Source organism: Wolbachia endosymbiont of Nasonia giraulti (genome assembly GCF_048054155.1).
In the GTDB taxonomy this organism is placed as follows: Bacteria; Pseudomonadota; Alphaproteobacteria; order Rickettsiales; family Anaplasmataceae; genus Wolbachia; species Wolbachia pipientis_C.
Map to the genome: position 1 here is coordinate 19,873 of NZ_JAFEVH010000004.1, position 23,274 is coordinate 43,146.

26 protein-coding genes and 1 tRNA gene are annotated in these 23,274 nt (G+C 33.7%); 9 read left to right on the forward strand and 18 right to left on the reverse strand.

From position 1 onward, the window contains the following. Positions 1–118 precede the first annotated feature (118 nt). From rsfS to JR312_RS01075, 3 genes are read right to left on the reverse strand one after another with little or no spacing between them, the layout of a single operon-like run. Complete coding sequence (gene rsfS, locus JR312_RS01065) at positions 119–445, reverse strand: ribosome silencing factor (RefSeq protein ID WP_006014384.1); 327 nt, start codon at positions 443–445, stop codon at positions 119–121. A gap of 18 nt (positions 446–463) precedes the next feature. Then, entirely contained in the window at positions 464–1,051 is a 588-nt protein-coding gene (locus JR312_RS01070; protein ID WP_416647495.1) for a hypothetical protein, read from the reverse strand. After that, the gene (locus JR312_RS01075) at positions 1,012–2,550 is read right to left on the reverse strand and encodes an aldehyde dehydrogenase family protein (protein WP_416647496.1); all 1,539 of its coding nucleotides are present in this window, start codon (positions 2,548–2,550) and stop codon (positions 1,012–1,014) included. The genes JR312_RS01070 and JR312_RS01075 overlap by 40 nt, the downstream gene beginning before the upstream one ends. An 81-nt stretch (positions 2,551–2,631) precedes the next feature. Here JR312_RS01075 and JR312_RS01080 point away from each other — a divergent pair, with 81 nt between their 5' ends. From JR312_RS01080 to JR312_RS01090, 3 genes are read left to right on the forward strand one after another with little or no spacing between them, the layout of a single operon-like run. After that, complete coding sequence (locus JR312_RS01080) at positions 2,632–3,240, forward strand: AAA family ATPase (protein ID WP_264330813.1); 609 nt, start codon at positions 2,632–2,634, stop codon at positions 3,238–3,240. After that, complete coding sequence (locus JR312_RS01085) at positions 3,233–3,727, forward strand: RNA pyrophosphohydrolase (protein WP_416647497.1); 495 nt, start codon at positions 3,233–3,235, stop codon at positions 3,725–3,727. Before JR312_RS01080 ends, JR312_RS01085 begins: the two co-directional genes overlap by 8 nt. Continuing rightward, positions 3,717–4,505, forward strand: coding sequence for a TatD family hydrolase (locus tag JR312_RS01090; protein WP_264330815.1), 789 nt, complete (start codon positions 3,717–3,719; stop codon positions 4,503–4,505). The genes JR312_RS01085 and JR312_RS01090 overlap by 11 nt, the downstream gene beginning before the upstream one ends. Before the next feature lie 5 nt (positions 4,506–4,510). Here JR312_RS01090 and mdh read toward each other — a convergent pair whose 3' ends face one another. The 7 genes from mdh to JR312_RS01125 form a co-directional block, all read right to left on the reverse strand. Continuing rightward, on the reverse strand, positions 4,511–5,455 hold the full coding sequence (mdh, locus tag JR312_RS01095) for a malate dehydrogenase (RefSeq protein WP_416647498.1): 945 nt from the start codon (positions 5,453–5,455) through the stop codon (positions 4,511–4,513). Positions 5,456–5,461: 6 nt separating this feature from the next. Next, positions 5,462–6,034 carry an NADH-quinone oxidoreductase subunit C gene (locus tag JR312_RS01100; RefSeq protein ID WP_416647499.1) on the reverse strand — a complete coding sequence of 191 codons (573 nt, stop codon included), beginning with the start codon at positions 6,032–6,034 and terminating at the stop codon, positions 5,462–5,464. A gap of 1 nt (position 6,035) precedes the next feature. Further along, positions 6,036–6,539: a NuoB/complex I 20 kDa subunit family protein gene (locus JR312_RS01105; protein WP_264330817.1), complete on the reverse strand. Its 504-nt coding sequence runs from the start codon at positions 6,537–6,539 to the stop codon at positions 6,036–6,038. Next, positions 6,530–6,883, reverse strand: coding sequence for an NADH-quinone oxidoreductase subunit A (locus JR312_RS01110; protein WP_416647500.1), 354 nt, complete (start codon positions 6,881–6,883; stop codon positions 6,530–6,532). The genes JR312_RS01105 and JR312_RS01110 overlap by 10 nt, the downstream gene beginning before the upstream one ends. A 17-nt stretch (positions 6,884–6,900) precedes the next feature. Continuing rightward, complete coding sequence (locus JR312_RS01115) at positions 6,901–7,269, reverse strand: HIT domain-containing protein (protein WP_416647501.1); 369 nt, start codon at positions 7,267–7,269, stop codon at positions 6,901–6,903. Positions 7,270–7,275: 6 nt separating this feature from the next. Continuing rightward, entirely contained in the window at positions 7,276–7,557 is a 282-nt protein-coding gene (locus JR312_RS01120) for a hypothetical protein (protein ID WP_319606744.1), read from the reverse strand. Between the two features lie 97 nt (positions 7,558–7,654). Beyond that, on the reverse strand, positions 7,655–8,305 hold the full coding sequence (locus tag JR312_RS01125) for a hypothetical protein (RefSeq protein ID WP_416647502.1): 651 nt from the start codon (positions 8,303–8,305) through the stop codon (positions 7,655–7,657). Positions 8,306–8,489: 184 nt separating this feature from the next. Here JR312_RS01125 and JR312_RS01130 point away from each other — a divergent pair, with 184 nt between their 5' ends. Further along, complete coding sequence (locus JR312_RS01130) at positions 8,490–9,866, forward strand: UDP-N-acetylmuramoyl-tripeptide--D-alanyl-D-alanine ligase (RefSeq protein ID WP_265022835.1); 1,377 nt, start codon at positions 8,490–8,492, stop codon at positions 9,864–9,866. Between the two features lie 48 nt (positions 9,867–9,914). Then, entirely contained in the window at positions 9,915–10,865 is a 951-nt protein-coding gene (locus JR312_RS01135) for a complex I NDUFA9 subunit family protein (RefSeq protein ID WP_176691187.1), read from the forward strand. 8 nt (positions 10,866–10,873) lie between these two features. On the opposite strand, the gene JR312_RS01140 is transcribed toward JR312_RS01135, so the two are convergent. The 4 genes from JR312_RS01140 to rpmF all read right to left on the reverse strand — a co-directional run bounded on the left by JR312_RS01140 (position 10,874) and on the right by rpmF (position 13,267). Further along, positions 10,874–10,947 (reverse strand) — tRNA-Arg (locus JR312_RS01140). A gap of 142 nt (positions 10,948–11,089) precedes the next feature. Beyond that, a complete protein-coding gene (locus tag JR312_RS01145) occupies positions 11,090–12,046 on the reverse strand; it encodes a beta-ketoacyl-ACP synthase III (RefSeq protein WP_264330822.1) in 957 nt (318 codons plus the stop codon). After that, positions 12,039–13,076 (reverse strand): phosphate acyltransferase PlsX, encoded by a 1,038-nt coding sequence (gene plsX, locus JR312_RS01150; RefSeq protein ID WP_416647503.1) that lies wholly within the window; start codon positions 13,074–13,076, stop codon positions 12,039–12,041. Before plsX ends, JR312_RS01145 begins: the two co-directional genes overlap by 8 nt. An 8-nt stretch (positions 13,077–13,084) precedes the next feature. Further along, on the reverse strand, positions 13,085–13,267 hold the full coding sequence (gene rpmF, locus JR312_RS01155; protein ID WP_006014434.1) for a 50S ribosomal protein L32: 183 nt from the start codon (positions 13,265–13,267) through the stop codon (positions 13,085–13,087). A gap of 231 nt (positions 13,268–13,498) precedes the next feature. Between rpmF and JR312_RS01160 the strand changes: the two genes are divergently transcribed. Further along, complete coding sequence (locus JR312_RS01160) at positions 13,499–14,281, forward strand: MlaE family ABC transporter permease (RefSeq protein WP_012481974.1); 783 nt, start codon at positions 13,499–13,501, stop codon at positions 14,279–14,281. Next, complete coding sequence (locus JR312_RS01165; protein WP_006014440.1) at positions 14,274–14,975, forward strand: ABC transporter ATP-binding protein; 702 nt, start codon at positions 14,274–14,276, stop codon at positions 14,973–14,975. The genes JR312_RS01160 and JR312_RS01165 overlap by 8 nt, the downstream gene beginning before the upstream one ends. Before the next feature lie 279 nt (positions 14,976–15,254). Here the strand turns inward: JR312_RS01165 and ffh are convergent, their stop codons facing one another. Next, positions 15,255–16,598 (reverse strand): signal recognition particle protein, encoded by a 1,344-nt coding sequence (gene ffh / locus JR312_RS01170; protein ID WP_264330824.1) that lies wholly within the window; start codon positions 16,596–16,598, stop codon positions 15,255–15,257. Beyond that, positions 16,583–18,142, reverse strand: coding sequence for a proton-conducting transporter transmembrane domain-containing protein (locus JR312_RS01175; RefSeq protein WP_416647504.1), 1,560 nt, complete (start codon positions 18,140–18,142; stop codon positions 16,583–16,585). Before JR312_RS01175 ends, ffh begins: the two co-directional genes overlap by 16 nt. 404 nt (positions 18,143–18,546) lie before the next feature. On the opposite strand from JR312_RS01175, the gene JR312_RS01180 reads away from it, so the two are divergent. Both JR312_RS01180 and JR312_RS01185 read left to right on the forward strand, forming a co-directional pair. Next, entirely contained in the window at positions 18,547–18,894 is a 348-nt protein-coding gene (locus JR312_RS01180) for an IS630 transposase-related protein (RefSeq protein WP_213864026.1), read from the forward strand. A gap of 28 nt (positions 18,895–18,922) precedes the next feature. Then, the gene (locus JR312_RS01185) at positions 18,923–19,405 is read left to right on the forward strand and encodes an IS630 family transposase (protein WP_264330460.1); all 483 of its coding nucleotides are present in this window, start codon (positions 18,923–18,925) and stop codon (positions 19,403–19,405) included. 276 nt (positions 19,406–19,681) lie between these two features. Here the strand turns inward: JR312_RS01185 and JR312_RS01190 are convergent, their stop codons facing one another. Next, complete coding sequence (locus tag JR312_RS01190) at positions 19,682–20,083, reverse strand: hypothetical protein (RefSeq protein ID WP_264330826.1); 402 nt, start codon at positions 20,081–20,083, stop codon at positions 19,682–19,684. An 85-nt stretch (positions 20,084–20,168) separates the two neighbouring features. Then, entirely contained in the window at positions 20,169–23,234 is a 3,066-nt protein-coding gene (locus tag JR312_RS01195; protein ID WP_416647505.1) for a WPE palindromic element domain-containing protein, read from the reverse strand. Positions 23,235–23,274: the final 40 nt, after the last annotated feature.

Here is a 23,274-nt window from a genome sequence, read left to right on the forward strand (position 1 = left end):
GTTTATGATTAAGTTTTCTAGATTCCAGTGTCAAGCACTGGAATGACACCACCAACTTCATAAGGGTTGCCTTCAAAATTACAACATTTGAGCAAGTGTATACCAGCTACCTGGATAATCAATTCCATAACTCTTCTATCTTATAATATTCTCTTACTTCTGGCCTGAATAGGTGAACCATTATACCTTGAAAATTCACAATCACCCAGTTACCTTCATCCATACCTTCTACATCTATTTTATCATATTGCTTGAGATTTTTCATCACGTGCTCAGCTAATGCTTTTACATGGCGGCTCGAATCACCGGATGCAATGATCATATATTTTGCAATGACAGTTTTATTCTGCACATCAAAAGTAACTATATCTTGACCTTTGTTTTGATCTATTATATCTACAATCTTACTTTTTATTGATTCTGTGTTATTGTATACCTTAGACATTGTTTTTAATTCATTTTACTAAAGTGGTGAACAAGAAGCAACCTTTTTGCCATAGCTACTTACCTTTACGTCGATAAGTTCCGTCTTAGGCCAATCTATAGTATGCAGTAATATTTCACAAAAGTTCAATTCTCTTAATTTACTAGCTATTTCCTTACTGCTGCACCCAGGATATTCTTTTTTTAAAGCTTTTGGCAAATCAGCTGTTTCAATATTTTCAATATTCTGTAGAATTTCTTCAATTATACTAGCTATTAAATCTTTGGCATGTTCTTTAAGCTGACACAATGAATTACTATCCTTCTTGATTAAAGCAATTTTTGCACCTGTTGCAATTATAGCTGACCAAAGCACTATATCATATATTTTATCGCTACAACATTCAAACTTTACAAGAAAACGGTAATCATACTTTTCATTGTCTAACCAAGGATTGTAATTTATACCATATAATTGATAGTATAAATGATATATCTCTTCTATTAAAGTAGAATATTCCACTATCTCAGATGGATAATCATCGTCAACTTTTAGATTAAATTTCTCATGAAGAACTTTCACTTCACTTATAAAGTATCTAATTTTCTCTTCCTTTTTTTCAAGCAAACAAAAGTGTCCATATCGCTTTTATTGTGCTGAAAAGTAGAGCTTGCTATACTGCCGAATATAAATGCAAATACTAGATTATCCTTAAATGTTTCTTTTGTTAATTTAATAAATTCTGCTGATATTTTACGTCTTGTTTCTTGTAAATTTTTTTTGTTAATGACCTCCTGTACTTGCTCTGATTCAACTCTATGCACCAAGTCATTTATTTTAATCCCTTTTATAAAAATTTCATATATTACCTCTGGAATTAATATAGGAATTGCAATGCTTTCAAATTTTTTGTCTTCTCTTTTACGTATTATAGAAGATGCACCCTTACTGTATCCACCATAAGGTACAGTTCCATTATCTATTATAATGTCGTGTATAATCTTATTATTTAGAACTATTCCCACTTTACCTTTTGCACTACCATTTTCCCTCACTAAATTATTATCATCTCTAGATTCAATATATGGACTTGTTCCAAACAAAGAAACATACATCTTATTTTGTATGTACACTCCATTTTTATCCTCAAAATAGAGTTGTAATTGCTCATCGTCCTGATACGTATAAAGGAATAAAACTGGACCAAATACTTCCTTATAATTTAAGTTTCCAGATTCAATACCTGATAGAACAATCGTTGGATGCACAATTGTACTTTGCACATCCACTCTTCCACCTAGAATTATTTTACTTTTATTACTTTCAATTACGCTGTGCAATCTTTCTAATTCTTCTTTTCTATGTATCCTGCCTAATATTGTATCTGGATCAGAATGGTCTCCCACTTTTAAGCTAGAAACTTTTTCCTTTAGCTTTTCTATGAATTTATTTCTTATTTCTTTATGAACAAAAACTGCATCAGGACCTGCACAATCTTGACCACTATTGAAGAACCTTGAGTATACAAGGCCTTTTATAGCTTTGTCAACATCAGCATCTTCAGTAACTACAATCGGATTATGACCAGACCCGTTATTTATCATCAATGCATTAAGTTTCATGCATTTTTTAATTTTATTTTTTGTCTCATTACGACCTGTAAAAATAATTAAATCTGACCGACTAACATGATTTTGTAGAAATTCATCCCTACTTCCTGAAAAAATTTCTATATTAGGACAAATATCCTTTAACCTTAATATGTTAAATAATTCTTCTATAGCACATTTCTCTATTAATGCGGTATTAGGGCGTAAAACCACACTTCTGGAAACAAAGCTGGGCATTATTACGAACAGCAATAATGAATACAATGGCAAATTTGAAGGTAAGAAAACAGTAATGTCAATATCTGCTTGATTTTTTAGATATTTTTTGATTGTGCGAATATTTTCCAGCGTATATACACAGCGATCAATTTCATACTGTGTTACGCTGACGGGTTGGTATGAAATAAGTAAATCTTTAATATCTTTGCCTTTTTTACTATCTGTAAGAATTTGTCTTAATTCATCGTATTTCTTATAAATCTCTTGCTCTTCTTGATTTCCATAAAATATACTCATCGATACCTCTAGCTTATTTACAATTTCATGATATTGTAAACATTAAGAAATTATAATTCAAATTTAAAGACACACATTATTATGAATACTACTCTTATTTACTTAATCGGATTTCCAGGTAGTGGCAAACTTACGATTGCAAAAGAGCTGTGTAATATTATTGATGGGGTGATAGTAGACAATAACCTGTTTAATAATATTATATTTGATATGATTGACTTCAGAAATGCTGAGGTTACAAGTGAAATATGGGAAAAAATTTTTGTGATTAGAGAGAATATGTTAGCAATATTGGAAAAATACCATATAGAATCAAAGCATTATATATTTACAAACGAATTGATAAAAGGTGATTCCTATGATCAAAGAGTATACAACTCAGTGGTGAATTTAAGTAAAAAAATGAATGTGGAGATTCTCCCTGTGGTGTTATATTGTAATAGTGGAGAACTAGTAAAGCGCGTTCAATTAAAGGAAAGAGAGCAGGAGAGAAAAATTACTGATTCAGATTTTGCTATGAGAAGAATTAAAGGAAAGAAACTATTTGTGCCTCAAGGTTCACTTGAAATTGATAACTCAAACCTAAGCGCGAAGGAAGTTGCAAAAAAAATTGTTGAAAGAATGAATGGTAAAAAAGTAGTTGAAACTTCTATGATAGATAATTTAGTAACAGAGAATATTTGTGGTTAGCCAGGAGAAAGAGTATCGCCCTTGTGTTGGCATAATGCTATTTAACAAACAGGGGAATATTTTTATTGGAAAACGCTTTGATAGTGACTCTTATTGGCAGATGCCGCAAGGGGGAGTTGACGATGGTGAAGAGCTAGAGCAGGCAGCGCTACGTGAGCTATTGGAAGAAGTTGGTACTGATAAAGCAGAAATTGTGGCTAAAAATAAAGAGTGGATACACTATAACTTACCTGAGGAAGTTATACCAACATGCTGGAATGGGAGATATTCTGGCCAAAAGCAAAGATGGTTCTTAATGAAATTTTGTGGGGAGGATAAGGATAAGGATATTAATATTAACTATACTGATCATCCAGAGTTCAAAGAGTGGCGTTGGCAAAATGTGGATGATTTGGTAGCCAGTGCCATACCGTTCAAAAAAGAAGTTTATAAAAAAGTGATAGAAGAGTTTTCTTCTATCATAAAAGGATCTATTTATGATAGTTGATTCTCATTGTCATCTAATTTATTTTTCTGATGATGAAATACCAAAGGTAATTTCAAGAGCAGAGCAAAATGGTGTGAGAATTTTGCATAACATATGTATAAGCATTAATGATATCCCTAAATTATTAAAAATCTCTTCATCCTATGATCAAGTCTACTGCTCCGTTGGTATACATCCGCTTGATACTACTGTGGAAAAAGGTGAGTGTATAAATGCTGATGAATTGATTGAATTTACTAAGGGTCAAAAGGTAATTAGTATCGGTGAAACTGGATTAGATTTTTATAAATCTGATAACAAAAGCAATCAAAAAAAAAGTTTTGCATCACACATAGAAGCGGCAAAAGTAACAGGATTACCTTTAGTTATTCATACTAGAAGTGCTGATAGTGAGATGATTGATATGTTAAATTCAGAAATGAAGAAGGACGCTTTTAGTGGAGTAATGCATTGCTTTGCTTCTTCTAAAGAGCTTGCTTATAAGGCTATGGACTTGGGATTATACATTTCATTTTCTGGAATTATTACTTTTAAAAATGCAAACTTACTAAGAGAAATTGCACAAAATGTGCCACGTGAGCGTGTTTTAGTTGAAACTGATGCACCTTATCTATCTCCTGAGCCTTACAGAGGAAGAAAAAATGAACCGGCAATGGTGAAATACGTTGTGAATTGTTTAGCGAAATTATGGAATGAATCGCCAGAAGAAGTAGCAAAAATAACTACAAATAATTTTTTTAGACTGTTTTCGAAGCTTGAGCTCAAAGAAATTCTATAGGGCAATTAATTTAGCTGACAGAGCTCTTTTACTGCACTTACAGATTTATAAAACATCTCTTGTTCACTATCGTTCATTTTAACTTCTAGAACTTTCTCAACTCCATTTTTGCCAATAATAGTAGGAACACCAATGAATAAGTCTTTCACACCATATTCACCATTAAGATAAGCAGCGCATGGTAATATACGCCTTTTATCTTTTAAGTATGATTCTAGCATGCTTACGGCTGAAGATGCAGGAGCATAGTATGCAGATCCAGATTTAAGTAGATCAACTATTTCTTTTCCACCATTACGAGTGCGCTCAACTATTTCATCAACTTTTCCTCGCGTAATCAAACCCATCTCAATGATTTGGGTAAGTGGAATGCCAGCAATTGAAGCATAATTGATTAGTGGTACCATAGTGTCACCATGTCCTCCAAGCACAAAAGCAGATACATCTTCGACAGAAATATTTAACTCACTTGCAAGAAAATAACGAAAACGAGCAGAGTCAAGCACTCCTGCCATACCAACAATCATATTAGTTGGCAGACTCGAAGATTTGTGCACCACTGAAACCATAGCATCTAAAGGATTGGTAACCACTATTACAAATGCGTTTGGAGAATGTTTTTTAATATTTTCCCCAACCTCTTTCATTACTGCAGCATTAGTTTGCAGAAGGTCATCTCTGCTCATTCCAGGTTTTCTGGCAATTCCAGCAGTTATTATAATTGCGTCAGAGTTTTTTATATCTTCATACCTATTTGTACCAGTAATATTGACATTAGATCGATCAATAGGAGATGATTCTGTAATGTCAAGCGCTTTACCTTGTGGTATTCCATCGCTTACATCAAGCAAAATAACATCTCCTAGCTCTCTTAGTGCAATCATATGGGCAAGAGTCCCACCGATATTTCCTGCACCAATCAAAGATATTTTTTTTCTTTGTGCTGTCATTTTCTACTACTTTATATTTACTTTTGTGGCTTTACTACCTTCCCAAGGGGATAAGCTGTCAAACATACGAAAATCTTGCGGTAAGTCTATAGGATTATATACAACCTTTTTTGCCTCTATATCGTATCTTACTTCCTCGTAGCCAGTGAGAGGAAAATCTTTTAACATTGGATGACCTTTGAATCCATAATCCGTTAAAATCCTACGTAAATCTGGGTGATTAGAAAACTCTATTCCATACATATCAAATACTTCACGCTCAAACCACGAAGCTGCGTTAAATATCTTTGCTGCACTTAGAGGTATATCACCTTCACATAACTGAAGCTTTATGTGCACTCTGATATTGTGCACAAGGCTGAGCAAATTGTATATTAGCTCGAAACGTTTTTTTCTATCTGGGTAGTCAACTCCAAAAACGTCAACTAATAATTCAAGCCTACACTTTTCATCATCACGTAGAAAGAGTAAGTGATTTTCAATGTCATTCAAAGCCGAATATATTACAATAGTGCCATCATTTTTCTGAATACATTCACATTTAGTCTTTTTTTGTATGTATTTTGCAGTTTTATCCATGCTATATATTCTTAGTTCGTTTTATTTTATTTTGTAGACATAGCATTCCATATAGTAACGCCTCAGCAGTTGGAGGGCATCCAGGAACATATACATCAACTGGTACAATTCTGTCGCAACCACGGACTACTGAGTAAGAATAATGATAATAGCCACCGCCATTTGCACAACTTCCCATAGAAACGACGTATTTGGGATCCGCCATTTGATCATAAACTTTACGCAATGCTGCTGCCATTTTATTAGTTAACGTGCCAGCAACAATCATAACATCTGCTTGCCTTGGGCTTGCACGAAAGATTATGCCATATCTATCAAGATCATAACGACTGGATGCAGTGTGCATCATCTCTACTGCGCAACATGCAAGACCAAATGTCATTGGCCACAATGAACCAGACCTTGCCCAGTTCATTATATAATCTATTAAATCGCCAAATTTAGTGATAAGAAAACCTTCTTTTTTGTAACGATTCCAGTCGCCATTAGATAAATTTACTTCCATTCCAACGCACCTTTACACCACTCATAAATAAAGCCTATAGTAAGTATTGCAAGGAATATCATCATAGACCAAAATCCGCAATAGCTTATTTTAGATAAAGAAACGGCCCAAGGGAAAAGAAAAGCAATTTCTAAATCGAATATTACGAACAATATTGCAACTAAGTAAAATTTTATGTCGAAACTTTTTCTGGCTCTTGATAAAGGATTAAAGCCACACTCATATGTAGAAAGCTTTTCACCATCTGGGTTACTGACTGCAAGAAACATAGGTAATACACCTAAAGTAAAGGATACTACAATTGATACACAGATAAAAATTAATATGGTTAAATATTCACTCATTTAAAAAACATATAACACTATGAATTTACATGCTTTCCTAATCTTTTACCACCTAAAATATGTATGTGAAAGTGCGGTATAACTTGCTCTCCATCTTTACCGTGATTAGTAACTAATCTATATCCTGTTTTTTCTAAGTTATATTTATGTGCTATTTCTCTAACAGTTTTAAAAAAACTTACTATTTCCTCTTCGGAAGCTTTCAGAACAAAATCATCATATGAAACGTATTGAGCTTTTGGTATAACTAGAATATGAACTGGTGCATCAGGATACTTATCACGAAAAGCTAGCACATTTTCATTTTTGTGTATTTCCTCATAAGACAACTCACCTCTTAATATCTTAGCAAAGATATTAGTGTCATCATAAGCTGTACTAACCATACTTTATTAAATTCCTGGTCCTCTTCTATTTTGCTTATGATTTGGTGTAGAAGGTGGGCTTATTGCTGCTTCGCTAGAAGCATCTTCAAGACTTGAAACGTCTTTTAGCTGTATATCTTGTCCACGTAAAACTGACCCATAGTCCATTTGGTGTCTTTTTGAAAACGTTTCTATTCTATTTGCCCTTCTTGCAGCAATAACTTCTGGTTGTAAATGATACATATCTCCAGGAATAGTTAGGCTATGATACCTTTCCTCTATTTTAACTTCTTTCATAACACTCTCCATAATTTATTTCCCCCTACCTCTTATGCTTTCGCAACTTTCAAAATCTTGTTTAATAGCTTTTTGCCAATTATTTAGAATTTTCTCTGATGACTCTTCTTTATCCGTGGGACTTACAACTTCCTTTGACTGCTGCTGACTGCTGCTTTTTACTATCGTATCCACTATACAACTTCTCTGCAATATCATACAGCAACTTTCGGTCTGTGTGAACTTTAAACTCTCCACCAGTAATTTTTGCCAAATTTTTGAGATCACAATCAACTTTATTATGAATTCCTTCAAGAGCGTACTTTTTCATTACTTTTTCATCTATACCTGGATTTTTATCTTTTATTTCTTTGATAATCTTTTCAACATCAACTTCAATTACAATTTTGTTTTCTTCTCTAAAAATAGTTATATTTGGCAGATCTTTCCTTATTTTATCTAACTTCTCTGGACTCAAGTAAGGTATATCCCCCGTTAAAGTTCTTGACGCTAAAAAACTTACCTTACCTTTTTCTTGTTTTGTTATTTGTATACCAAGGTACTTACTAGCTTCTGTGGTTTTTATAGGTGGGTCATATTTCTCTTCTTCTTTAGGTACATCACTCACAGCCTTTTTTAATGAAACTTTAGCATCATGCTTCATTTCATCAATTGAAGCAAACGGTTTCTTTATAGGATAAATAAGTGCTTTAGGCACAAGAAAAAACACGCCTTTTATCCTAGCCAAAATAGACTTTTTATTTAACTCATCTTTTGCCATACATACCTCCAAGTCACTTTCTACAATCAGATAGTAAAATACACCCAATTATAGACGAAAATATTTAAGCTTGTATATTTATTATAAGATGAAATTATAGAGATAGCAATCGTTATTTGTACATTACCAAAGTATGTAGTATTTTTGCTGCTTTTCTTGTTCAAATCACCTTTAAAGATAAATTATGTTAAAATGGAACGCAAATAATATTATCGATGCTACTGGCGGAAGAGGGGAGGGTGTTTGTAATTCGGTGTATAGCTCAAATATTTCAACGGATACAAGAAGCATAAAAAAAGGTGATTTATTTATTGCTCTCAAGGGAAAGAAATTTGATGGGCATGATTTTCTACATGAAGCATTTTTAAAAGGAGCTGTTGCTGCGGTAGTAAGCGAAGATAAATATAGAAATTTTCCTCTAATTATTGTGCAAGATACTCTAAAAGCTTTGCATAATATGGCATCATATTACATTAGAAATATTCTTGTTAATGCTAAAGTTATCACAATTACAGGTAGTGTTGGGAAAACCACTACAAAAGATATGCTTAACACTGTTTTGTTGCATTATGGAGTATCTCATGTAAATGAAGGTAACTTGAATAATAATATAGGATTGCCTTTTACGATTCTAAAAGCGCCAGAAGACTGCCAGTATTTAATCCTTGAAATAGGAATGAGTAGAGCTGGTGAAATAAAAGAGTTATCGGAGATTAGCAATCCGGATATTGCAGTTATTACCAACATTGAACCTGCGCATGTTGAAAATTTTTCATCTCTACTTGATATTGCGCAAGCGAAATTAGAAATTCTACATGGTATGAAAAATAATGGTACTTTGGTTTTGAATAAGGATAATGAACATTATGATTATCTCTTATCAAATGCTAACAGAAATGTAGTAAGCTTTGGTAAGAATGAAAGTGCTACTGTTTGTTTGTTAGACCTAATAAGAGACGATAACGGTCTAAATTTAAAAATCAAACTGAACAGTGGTCAAATTATGAACTGTAATTTACCTGTAAAAGGCGAACATTTTGCATACTCTGCATTAGTTGTTACAGCAGTTTTGCAAAGTCTCGAACTTGATTTATCTAAATTACCACTAGCACTTGAGAATTTTACTGTAACAGAAGGTAGAGGTAATGTTCATCAAGCTAAATACAATGGAAAATTAGTACATTTGATTAACGACTCCTATAATGCTAACCCTACTTCAATGAAGGCTGCAATAAGAACTTTAGGTACATATTCTAATTTAAGAAAAGTGGCACTACTTGGCGATATGTTAGGACTTGGTAATGAAAGCATAGTATTTCATACAGAATTGCTTGACTCTATAGTAGAACAAAATGTGAATAAAGTTCATACAGTTGGTAAATTTATGTTAGAATTGAATAAACTTTTACCGGAGAATATAAAAGGCATGCATTTCGATGATTCTAACCAATTGAAAAGTAATTTAGCTAATATTGTTCAAGGTAATGATGTAATTTTAGTTAAAGGTTCTCATGGAATGAGAATGGACCTTATAGTGCAGGAATTCACAATAGAATATTAAATAAAACTATTGTATTAATTTAAAGTTAAGTTATTGGAAGTTTTAACTGTGATAAAACGTATAGTTATTTTTGGTGGAACGGGATTTATAGGAAAACACATCGTAAGACGCTTGGCAGCGGCGGGGTATTTAATAAGAATATTTACTCGTGATCAGGAAAAAGCTGCTTGTCTGAAGTTATGTGGAAATTTAGGACAAATATCAATAATTGAAGGAGATTTTTTTAATGAAAAATCAATTTTAGAAAGTATGGAGGGGTGTGATGTTGTTATAAATTTAGTAGGAATATTATATGAAAAAAGAAAATACGATTTCTATGACGTTCATGTTGGAGTAGCTGAAAGAATAGCAAAAGCTGCGCAAATAAAAAGTGTATACATGATGATACATTTTTCTGCCATGGGAATAGAAAATAGTAAGCTGTCAAGATACGCCCACAGTAAATTAGAAGGTGAAAAAGCTGTAACTTCAGCATTTCAGGGAGCAATAATAATTAAGCCAAGTCTTGTATTCGGTAAAGAAGATAGTTTCTTCAATAAATTTGCAAGATTAGCAACAATTCTTCCTTTTTTGCCGTTAATCGGTAGTGGAATAACGAAGTTTCAGCCGATATGTGTAACAAACTTAGCTGAAGTGGTATACCGTATTATCAGCTTTAATAAGCAAGATAAAAAAATTTATAATATAGGTGGACCAAAAGTTTACTCTTTTAAAAGCTTATTAAAGTTTATTCTGAATGTGACTAACAGAAAGTGTCTACTGATCAATGTACCTTTTCCAATGGCAAGATTGATAGCCTTTTTCTTAGAAAGTAAAGTTGTTTCTGTGCTGTTAAAACCTATAACCGGAGATGCAAGCCCTATACTTACTCGAGATCAGGTGAAAGTTATGATGAGTAGTTCAATCGAAAAGTCAGATGATCTCGGAACAATGAAAATTAGACCACTAGCAATTGAAAATGTGGTACCAGAATACTTGAAAATTTATAGAAAGCATTGATAGAAGAATGTGCCCGGTAGGATTCGAACCTACGACCCACAGCTTAGAAGGCTGTTGCTCTATCCAACTGAGCTACGGGCACACATCATATATAAAATGCTTCTTAGTACACGTGAAGTCAAGTATTCCTTGTGAATATAATGTTTGTGATAATATCTCAAAACTTTGTCAGTACAGCATGTAACGATAAAACTGAGAAAAAAGAAGCGTGGGTAATAGGAAGTCTAATAGCGCAGTAACACAGAACCCCAGGTCAGGCCTGCACCTATTGAAATCAGCAGTACCAGATTTCCTGATTTTATTTTTGATTCTTGTATTGCATAGTCTAAGGCCAGTGGAATTGATGCTGCTGAGGTGTTTGCATGCTTATCAACGGTATTAATCACTTTCTCTATAGGAAAATCTAATTTCTTTACTACTGCTTCAATAATACGAATGTTTGCTTGATGGGGAATTAACCAGTCAATATCAGTAATCTTCAAACTATTGCATTTTAGAGTTTCCTCTACTGAGGCTGTTAATTTCTCTACTGCATGTTTAAACACTTCTCTTCCATTCATAAGTATCTTTCCAGAATCACGAGTGGAGGATATTCCTCCGTTTGTACATAATAAGTCCACATTGCCATCAGAGTGTAAGTTTGTTGATATAATGCTACTGCTACTCATTTCTGATTTCATTATCACTGCACCAGCACCATCACCAAAGAGTACACAAGTTGACCTATCTTCCCAATCAACAATCCTAGACATTATTTCAGCACCAATAACAAGCGCGTATTTAATTCTATCGTTAGACTTTATAAGTGAATCAGCAACTGTAACTGCATATATAAAACCAGAGCATGCCGCCTGTACATCAAAAGCAAATGCGTTTTTACACTTTAATTTACTTTGTATAATCGTTGCACAGCTAGGAAAAGTTTTGTCAGGTGTTGTTGTTGCAACTATGATCAAACCAATTTCATCTATTGAAATTTTCGCTTTTTCTATAGCATTTTTTGCTGCATTAACAGCTAGATCTGACGTTAATTCTTCTTCATCTGCTATATGTCTTTGAACTATTCCTGTTCTTTGCCTTATCCATTCATCGTTTGTTTCAACTATCGATGCAATTTCGTTATTACTCAAAATTTTTTTTGGTAGGTAAGAACCAGTGCTTAATATGAAACTTTTATTCAATATGACTTACCCCGTTAATTATCTTCTGGTTTAAATTTTCACTGATTGCATTTACTGCAAATTTTATAGCGTGAGCAAAAGAAATAGCATCAGAATTTCCGTGGCTCTTTATAATGATACCATTTAGCCCTAAAAACATAGCTCCACTTCTAATTTTAGGATTAAAACGTCCTAATGCTTTATTTAGCTTGGGTTTCAACAATATGCCGACAAGCATTTTTGTCATCCATGAATTAAATACTTCCTGTTTTATTAGACTGATAAAAGTACCAGCAGTTGCCTCAGCTGTCTTGAGCATTACATTACCAACAAAACCATCAGCAACAATTACGTCTATATTACCATCTAAAAATTCACTTGCCTCTATATATCCTTTGAAGTTAATACTTGGAGCATTTTTGAGTAACTCAAAAGCTCCTCTTACTGAGTCAGTACCTTTCACTTCTTCTGTACCAATGTTTAGCAAAGCAACTTCAGGATTTTCAACTTTTAATGCTATTTTTGCAAATATACTCCCCATTAATGCAAATTGAAATAATGAGTCAGTATTACAGTCAACATTTGCACCAAGATCAAGCAATGCAAAGCTTTTTGTCTTAGTTGGACAGACAGATGCAATAGCAGGACGATAGATATTGGGTAATGTTCCTAAAATAAATCTGGAGATAGCCATCAATGCTCCAGTGTTGCCTGAAGACACCATCCCAAAAGCTTTACCTTTTTTCACTGCTTCAACAGCTGCCTTCATACTTGAATCTTTGCGATGTCTAAGTGCAAAAGAGGGTTTATCATTTGGGAGAACATTATCAGAGCAATGGGTAAATTCGGAGTTATCGCTTACTTTTTTGTATTTTGAAAGCAAAGGAGATATTTCTTTCTGATCTCCATAAATATGAAAAAAAACTTCAACACCTGGGTCAACAAGATTATCCAAGAAAAAACTAGCACCCTGAATTACGGAGAGAGGTGCAAAATCCCCTCCCATAGCATCAAGTGCGATAACTATGTTGTTGTTGACCGTGGGTAACATATCATGAGTTACTCCGCCTTTTGTTTAATGAAAACACGTTTTCCTTTGTAACTATTGTCAACTGCTATGTTGTGAGGCAACATGAATTCTCCAGTTGTTGCACATACCACAATATTCTTAGGCTTAATAGCATGATGAGAACGATGCATATTACGCCTTGACTTTGACTTTTTTCTCTTTGGAACTGCCAAAACTTACTCCAATTCAACTATATAACACAATTTATTAGTAGCATGTTTTTTACAAGAAGTAAATAGCGAAATAAGTAAGGTTTTCTTATACAATTCAGTCTTATAAACTTAAACTCAAGCATTTTGATCAAAGTATATTGAACTTAAGACATATCTTGACTATACTCTGGCGAAGTTAATAAAAATTTTAATAAAATCAGTAAAACTAATTTTAGCTAAGATAAATGTAAAGTGAGTTCCTTTAATATAGACAGCGTTAGAATAATCGGTAGATGCTTTATGAACTTTCTGTTGAGGATTGGTAACGCATTTGTATTTTTTATTCAATCTCTATACCACTGCTTTATTCCTCCATATTATTTTAGCAATGTGGCAAGACAAATTATAGAGATAGGCTTTTTCTCTTTGCCAATTGTTGGGCTCACTGGAGTTTTTATAGGAGCAGTGATAGTTTTACAGAGTAGCTTAAGTGGTATATTGATTAATCAAGAACAAGTAGTACCTAAACTTGTTACGATCACTATCATTAAAGAGTTAGGGCCAGTTTTGATCAGCTTAATAATGGTAGGAAAGGTTGGGTCCTCAATTGCAGCAGAAATTGGCACGATGCGCATCACTGAACAAATAGATGCACTTACAACTTTGGACATCAATCCTTTCAAATATTTAATTGTACCAAGAATTCTAGCGTCAGTTATAGTATTTCCAATACTTACAGTATGTGCAGATCTAATAGGAATATTTGGAGGGTATGTCACCGCAGTCTTTGAATTTAACCACAATTTAAATATATACATAAAATATACAGCTCAATTCTTTAATATGTACGATTTTATTGTTGGGCTAATGAAAGCGACTGCTTTTGGCGCCATAATTTCTGTTTCAAGTTGTTATTACGGTTACCATTGTAGGGAAGGTGCACGAGGAGTAGGTATTGCAACAACATCAACTGTTGTTATATCCTCTATATTGATAATTTTAGCAAATTACTTGATTACTTTAATACATGCATAGCCCCATAATATCAATATTGAATCTAAGCTTATCCTTTGATGATAGAACGATATTAAACAACATAACTTTCAATATATCGAAAGGAGAATCATTAGTCATACTTGGCGGCTCAGGAAGTGGTAAATCTGTATTAACAAAAATAATTATTGGATTACTGACACCAGACTCAGGGTCTATTAAAATAAATAGTAAAAGCAAAAATAAATTTGGAGTCTTATTTCAAAATTCCGCTTTGTTTGACTACGTTACAGTGTGGGAAAATATATCTTTTAATTATAAAAAACGCTTTAATATCAGCATAAAGGAGGCAAAACGCCTAGCAATCGAGAAGTTAAATGACGTTGGACTGGAAGCAAACATAGCAGACATGTTTCCAGTAGAACTATCAGGTGGAATGAAGAAAAGAGTGGCACTTGCAAGAGCAATTGCACACAACCCAGAAATTATTGTATTGGATGAGCCAACTTCAGGATTAGACCCAATCATGTCAGATGTAGTAAACGAGATAATAATAAAATTATCTCAAGATCTTCGTCCTACAATTATCACGATTACACATGATATTCATAGTGCATTTAAAATAGCTGACAAAATAGCAGTATTATATGAAGGGGAGATCATTTTTCACGGAACTGTTCAGGAAATACAAAATACTAACAACGAATATATAAAAAAGTTCATTTATTGTATATAGCTACAGGTTTACAAACGATATTGTGGATGCTGTAACTAGCCTAACTTGAGATATCGATAACCTTCGGTCTGTTACTAGTGTAGTGCTACGGTGGTATAGTGTGTTAGCTATAAAACAGCGCATTAAATATAGATAAAGTAACTTGTATCAATTTTTATTATCATGCCAATTCCAACTGAAGAAATTTATTGAATTTATTACTTCACGCTAAAATAATATACTTTACTATTCAACAGCAATTACAACTGATGATTTTATTTCATTCCACTACCTGCTGACTTACTTTCTGCTTAGCATATCCATCAAATCAGATTCTTTGAGTTTACTATGGTCAACTTTACTGAACTTATTCACCATAGAGCTCATTTGATTATACTGCTTAATTAGAAGATTAACGTCAGTTACACTTGTTCCGGACCCCTTAGAAATTCTAAGTCTTCTTTTGCCATTTAAAATATCTGGATTTTGCCTTTCTTTTTCGGTCATTGAGTTTATGATGGCTATATATTTTTTCACTTTATTGTCATCTGGCACACTGCTACTTAGCTTTTTTGTGAATGAACTAGGGATGAATTTCATTATGTTGCTAATGCCATCCATTTTACTCAGAGTTTTTAACATTCCCACTAGGTCGTTTAGGTCGAATTTACCCTTTTTTACTTTCTTTTGTAACTTATCAATTTCTTCCTGACCAACAATCTCAGCAGCTTTTTCAACCAATGATACAACATCACCCATGCTAAGTATCCTTTTTGCAATTCTATCGGGATAAAAATCATCGAGGTCACTTAATTTTTCACCACAAGCAATAAATTTAATTGGACAATTGGCGATCATTTTCATAGAAAGAGCAGCACCACCACGTGCATCACCATCAACACGGGTGAGAATAATGCCAGTTACACCTATTACCTCATTGAATGATTTGGCAATATTGACCGCATCCTGGCCTATCATTGCGTCGGCTACTAAAATAACTTCTGTAGGTGAAGCTATTTCCTTTACGACTTTCAACTCATTCATCATATTATTGTCAATATGAAGCCTGCCTGCGGTGTCTAGTATTAATACATCATAATTATCGTTCTTTGCTGCTGCTAGTGCCCTTTTTGTAATTGCAATAGGCCCTTCATTTCTTACTATAGATAAAGTTTGTACGTCTATTTGTTTACCCAGCACCTCAAGTTGTTTCTGGGCAGCAGGCCTATAAATGTCTAAAGAGGCAAGCATCACTTTTTTCTTTTGCTTTTTTAGTTTTAAAGCAAGCTTTCCTGAGGTAGTTGTTTTACCTGCACCTTGTAAGCCCACCATCATAATCACAGCAGGGGGTTTAGTTGCTAGGTTTAAGTCGCTTTTCTCTGATCCGAGAACTGCAACTAAATTATCCTGCACAATTTTGATTATCATTTGCGCTGGGGAAACACTTTTTATGACTTTTTCCCCGATCACTTTATCTTTAATGTCATTGATGAATTTTTTCGCAACTTCAAGTGAAACGTCAGCTTCAATTAAAGCTATACGTATTTCACGCATGGCAAGATTAAAATCATCTTCAGAAATGATTGACTTTCCTCTCAGTTTACTAAATACGGAATTTAAACTTTCGGTTAACGATTTAAACATAATAGCATTAGTAGAATACTCATTAAAAAGAGAGAAGAAACTGAAACAAAACTCACTGAGTTATAACTCAGCACTTCTTTAAGTTTGGTAATATTATTAAAGTATAAACTAGTAAGTGAATTAGTCAAGTTTTGCAGTACATTGGCAGACATTTCTCTCACTTTAAGGACCAGTTGATTGAACAGCAAGACAATATAGGGTATGAAAGCTCTAAAAGTCCAATCAACATCCATTTTAAAATTTACTCTCGGGTAAAATAACTTGCGTAAAGGAATAAACAATAAAGTGGTACATAGTAACAAATTAAATTGCGACAAAATATTTTTTGTGTTGTACACAAAATCGAAAATCGAAGGTTTATTGTAAATAGGTAAGTAAGGATTGCCAGCGATTACGCATATAAATGCTAAAATAACCATAGTCATTTTGCCTCCCCTCTCTGCTAAAGGTTTTGACTTACTTTTTGCAATAAATAAGTAATAAAGAAACTTTAGCCCCACGCTTAAATGAAGCAGCAAATTTAGAAGCTTATATAAATTTTTATACCCTTTTAAGGCAACAGTGTTCATTTCAATTTCAGCTGTGATATATGATTTACTGATAAATCCAACGGTTCCAGGAAATGCAGCCATTGTAAGTATTGCGATTATAGCACACATGCCTTCCACTGACATCAGTTTACCCACTCCATTAAAACTAATTGTTTTTGTTTGTAAAATAATCGAATTACTGACCACAAACAATAATGATTGATAAACAAGAGAGAAGATTATATGCAGTATCAAAATTGGTATTGCTTTTTCCGAAGGACTGAGCAAACTTCCTGCAATAATCAGCAAGCCCATTTGTCCTACAACGTTATAGCATAAAAATCTTCGAATATTTTGCTCAAGAGAAGCAAATATAATGCTGTAAATTGCAGTGATGGCGCCTACAAGCGCTAATATTTCAGTACAATCTTGCCATAGGTTATAAGTGTGTAAAAGCATCACTAAAAAAGAGACTTTAGTGGTAAATAAAGAGAGATATGTGGTGCCATGTAGCGATGCAGCAGGATATGCATCAACAATCCAAAACGAAAAAGGAAAACAAGCGCAGTTTATCAATAAACCCAAAATCATCAGGTTAGTGCTTTGAAGTGCCAATCCTGCTATTAATATAACTCCAACGAAAAAGTGTACACAAGCGTACCTTATTGTAGGTCCACTATCTCTACAGCCAGCTGCGATAGTAAAAAATGCACTGACGGTCATTAATTCACAGAATATTATAACCAATATCATATGTTCAGATAAAACTGCATAAAGTGAACTAATAGTGTAAGCAGCAAAAGATAGCATTTCTGAAAAAGTCAAATTTTGTGCTGGTAGAACAGCTAAAAATGCAACTGATAAAAAAGATATTAGTATGATACGAAAAGATAAATCAAAATTTAGAACTGGATGAGAGCAATTCAGTGTAGTACCTAAATTTTCAGGTAATATTAGGACTATCACTATTAATGTAGTCAATAGAAGTAGCAATAAAAATTTATAAAGTTGCACAATGATGTAAAACAGTATGGTTTATGCTACCTCAACATACAAATAAAATCAATTTGCATATTAACCACTAGTTAAGCTAATTACCATATAATTATATCAGGGTTTAGAAGGTTATAGAGAAACCGGTCAGATCAGGTTTTTAATCTAATCTGACCGATAGTTTTAATAGTGAGGTAAGCTTTAATATAGCACTCCTAATTCACAGTGCTACACTCGTGCATAATTTATTTTTAATTTGTGCACGAGCGTTAGTAAATTATTTACTTTTTGAAATAAAGTTTGGCATCACTTTAATATCTAGAACTTCATTAAGTCTGTCAGTTGAGAGTTATTTACTCGCTTTCTCTTCAGTATAGTATTTCCTAAAGTAAATGATAAAGGTATAATAAAGTATTTGAGTTATAATGGCATATAGTGTGGATTTAAGGGAAAAGGCAGTATTGATGATAGAAAAAGGTAAGACAAAGGTTGAGGTAGCAGAGCTTATGGAGATAGGAATAGCAACTCTGTACCGTTGGTTAAAAAAGAAAGCTGCTGGTGAAAGCCTCAAGCCATCTAAAAACGGTAGCTTTATTCGAAAAATAGACCCCAAAATACTCGAAGAATATGTTACAAAGAATCCAGATCATACTCTGGCAGAGATGAAACAAAATCTTGGATTTGGAATAAACTCAATTTGGTATAGACTAAAACAGCTAAAAATTACTTTAAAAAAAAGTCACACTATATCAAGAGCGCAATCAAGAAGATAGGGAGCAATTTATTGATAAAATCTCAAAAATAGACCATTCCAGCATCTTATATATAGATGAAGCAGGAGTTGATAATAAGTTATACCGAGAATATGGACGCGCTCCAAGAGGAAAGAAAATTTATGCAGATATTCCAGGGAGAACTCGAGAGAGAATCAGTATAGTAGCCGGGTGGATTGGAAAGAGATTTATTGCACCAATGACTTTCAAAGGTGGGTGTGACAAAGAGGTATTCAATACATGGTTGGAGAAGATGTTATTACCTAAATTGCCACTTGGCACAACTATAGTTATGGATAATGCTACATTTCATAAGACCACTAAAACAAAATCATTAATAGAGTCTTTTGGCTGTCATTTGCTGTATCTTCCAACATATTCACCAGATTTGAATCCTATAGAATACTGTTGGCATACCATCAAAAGCCGCCTCAGACCTCTCATGTATAAATATACAGACTTACAGCTTTTGGTTGGTAATACCATAATGGAACTTTATCATCCATTTTAGAAAATACTATATTTGCATAAATATAATGGAGCTGCCAGTTTTTAATGCACTCATTCGACTTTTATGCTCTTCGCAATATCTGATTCTATTAAAGAATTCTTCGTTAATTTAGTTTTTTATGTTTTTTGGATAATGATATAGATAGGTTCCGCTAACACGTAGTGGAATATTAAATTGTTTATCTATAGATCCCTGTATCAAGCACTGTAATGACGGCATTCGAGTAGAGATAATGGAACCAAGAGAGCTCTGAGTAGCTGTATAATGAAAATTAGATTATATAAAAACCTCTGACAACACATTCTGTGTTGTATCATTGTCCATAACTGTGTAATCAATATTATATTTATCGAATTCATTGCGCATCCTAGTTAAATGTCCTTTATCATGATCCAAAAGAACACTTACGTAGCTCAAGCTATCATTAAAAAGATCATTATAAATTACTGGAAATTGAACTGTGTAGGATGTTGTACACTCATCTTGACCGTTATTATCTTTACAAAGGGACATTTTTCCTGTTTTGCCAGTATCATCTTTAGTAGAAATAAGAAATTTCATACCTACGTCTTCGTTTTTTGCTATAAACTCCTTACACTTTCTACTTTTTGCAGAACATGGTCCTATAGCTATAGAGTAGCTTTCTTTTGGAAGTGTGAATATTAACTGATGTGTCATAATACTACCTTAATAAAAATCATTATTGTAGTATAGATTTATTAATAAATAATATACATTATGGTATAATTAGTACAAAATAGGTTTAACCAATCTCAGTAGGACTCCCAGTTGGACCCATAAGAATTACTTGTTCACCTTTTTTAAAACATTTACATAAATTAGTGGAACCGCCAGTTTCAAGCACAATAGTGGAAATAAATCCTTTTTTTTTGTCTACTTCAGTGCCGGTTACTGCTATACCTTCCATAGCAAGGTTTGTATTATTGGCTTTTCTGCTATTGGTTTCAAAATTTTGCAACCTAAAGAATTGTCCAGGTTTAAAATTCTTTGCCGCAAGTGGTGCTTTGATCACTATTTCCACAACTTTGTTTGTTAAATATTGAACTTTTATAACCTTTGCAGTGAATTGCTCTTTGATTTTATTGAAAAATTCTTTGTTAGCTAGGTGTTCTGATATTATTCCAGCGCGTGACGCTTTAGTGTGCAAATTCTGCAATTTGTAGGTAATTCGCATAGCAGGTGGTGTCGTGCAAATAGCTGACACTGGAATCCAGTTCTGACTATACAACCATCTGGTGTACTCATTCAAAATTAAGTTTTCTGGATTCCAGTGTCTGGGCACTGGAATGACATCTTTTTTGGTGAAAGTTACTCTTATATTACAACATTCATACAATTGTGCATATGACTCCGAGATTCTAGCCGGAGTGACATAAATGAAGCTATTAACTCTATTCAAAAGCTGAGAAATGATAGGGTAACCATTCTTAGCGCTTGCCATAGCTTTCACGACGCTGCCGCTATACGAAGGATGAAGATCACCAAAAAAGCTAATTGTTTTATTGCCTTGCTTATATACTAATATTCTGTCTTTATTCTGCATCTTAGGAGAAAAGATAGGATCTATTTCTTTTCCCGATGAATTCAAATGAGTAAAATATCCGTTACTTAATTTAAAATGCTTTTTATCTTCTGTTGCAATAACTGTATTTGGCTCAGTACCTGCTGCTATAAAAATAGAACGTGCTTTTATATGCTTGATTTCATCAGATTTTGTGTCTATTAGTTTTATTGATTCAGCGTGGTTATATTTATCTGTTACAACTTCAATCGGCTCTAAGTTTTCAATAAAGTAAATCCCTTCTGATAGTGCATTTTGCACCTCTTCGCTATTTAATCGATAACTTGGTGAATCTTTTAGCTCTTTTCTATATACAATTTTCACTCCCCCTAGACTTTGCATTAGTTCCAATATTTTTGCTTCTCTATTCTCTTTTTTTGCTGATTCTTGCTCTTTTCGGATCAATTGTGCATGTGATATCAGCTCATTTGCAAGTTCATATTCCTCTTCTTTCCAATCTTTTTCGACATATTTCTTTCCATACTTATCAACCAATATTTCATAACGAAGAAGAAATTTTTCTACTTGAATCGGATAGTAAGCTAAAACTTCAGTAGCAGTATCAATTGCAGTGAGTCCTGCACCTATGACAACTATCGGCATACGAACTTGCAGATTTGCTATAGAATCAAATTTAAGAGCGCCAGTCAGTTGTAACGACATAAGAAAGTCAGATGCCATGCGCACTCCACGGGCTAGTATGTTTTTTATTTTGATCATTCGTGGCTTACCAGAGCCAAGTGCCAAGGCAATGTGATCAAAACCCAAGTTAAATGCGTCATCAACAGTTATCGTGCTGCCAAAACGAATGCCTCCATAAAGTGCAAAATTCTCACGTCTTTCCAGCAGTAATCTAATAATCTTTAAGTAATTTTTATCCCACCTAGAAGTAATGCCGTATTCTGACACTCCACCAAACCCATCTGCCGTGCGTTCACTCAATTTTTCGTGTTCAAAATCTTTAATTAGCTGTAAATTATCGATCAAAGGTTCAATCTTTAGTCCATCAATGGCGATAACGTTATGCCCATCGTTTAATAAATGATGAGCTAAATTAAAACCCGCAGGACCAAGGCCTACAACTAGAACGTTTTTTCCAGTGTTTCCTTTTGGCAATGGACGCTGAAAATTTAAAGGATTCCAACGGCTAAGCAGAGAATATATTTCAAATCCATACGGTAAACTAAGCACATCATCTAGAGTCCTTGTTTCAATTGCTGGCACATTTACGGGTTCTTGTTTTTGATATATGCACGAATTCATGCAGTCATTGCATATTCTGTGTCCAGTAGCCGCACATAATGGGTTATCTATCATCACAATTGCAAGACTTGCTATGCTGTATCCTTCGCTTTTTACCAGATTCATTTCTGATATTTTCTGCTCTAGTGGGCAACCGTGCAGCTCAACCTTGAGTGGGGACTGTTTAAAGGTATTGTCGTTATTAATTAGCCCCTTTGAACAACTGTCCTTATTTTGCTTATGACAAAATACGCAGTAATGAGCATTATCCAATGCTTTACTCAAACTCACCTTTTCACTTGTCAGATCAAAACCATGTCGTCTTTTTGTTTTGCTTGAATACAATACCTCAACTTTGTCTACCTCTTTTTTGAAGAACGATACGAGATTTTCGTGATCAATTTTTCTGTGAATACTAAAAAGTATACTCTGTTTATTTTTCACTCTCCACACCGCATATTGCGCTGCAAGTTCTATTTCTTCTTTGTGATCCTCTTTATTTTCAAACCAACGCATTACCTGCTCAACAAAATTTTTTTCTGTTGTTGGTAGGACAAGAAAGCGATTTAATTTGCTGGTAACATAATCAATATCTATATCTGCTATATCAGTGTACTTCTTTAATGCGTAGCGTTGAACAAATAACCTTTTACACTTATATATTGCAGCAAAGTCGTTGTGCTTTTTCTTTAGCTCCTCTACTTCTTTTCCAATATTAAAAAGTTTTGCAATAAATTCATCAAGTAAATATGAGAGGTCTATTATTAACTGGCTATTACAATCATCTGTCATCCAAGCTGGAATCCATCCTTCTTGTTTTCTAGATCCCAGTGTTAAGCACTGGGATGACATCGAAGAAGAAGCTGCTTTTTCTCTTGCTTCAATTAATGAACAAAACAAGCTTTCATCGGACGATTTTATATAATCTAAAAACGTCTCATCTAATTTTATTAATCCACTACGAGTGTATAAGTTTGAAAATGAGATTTTGAAATTCAGTTGCATCGCTATACTATACAGTGTACATACTGTTTCTTGCAGATGA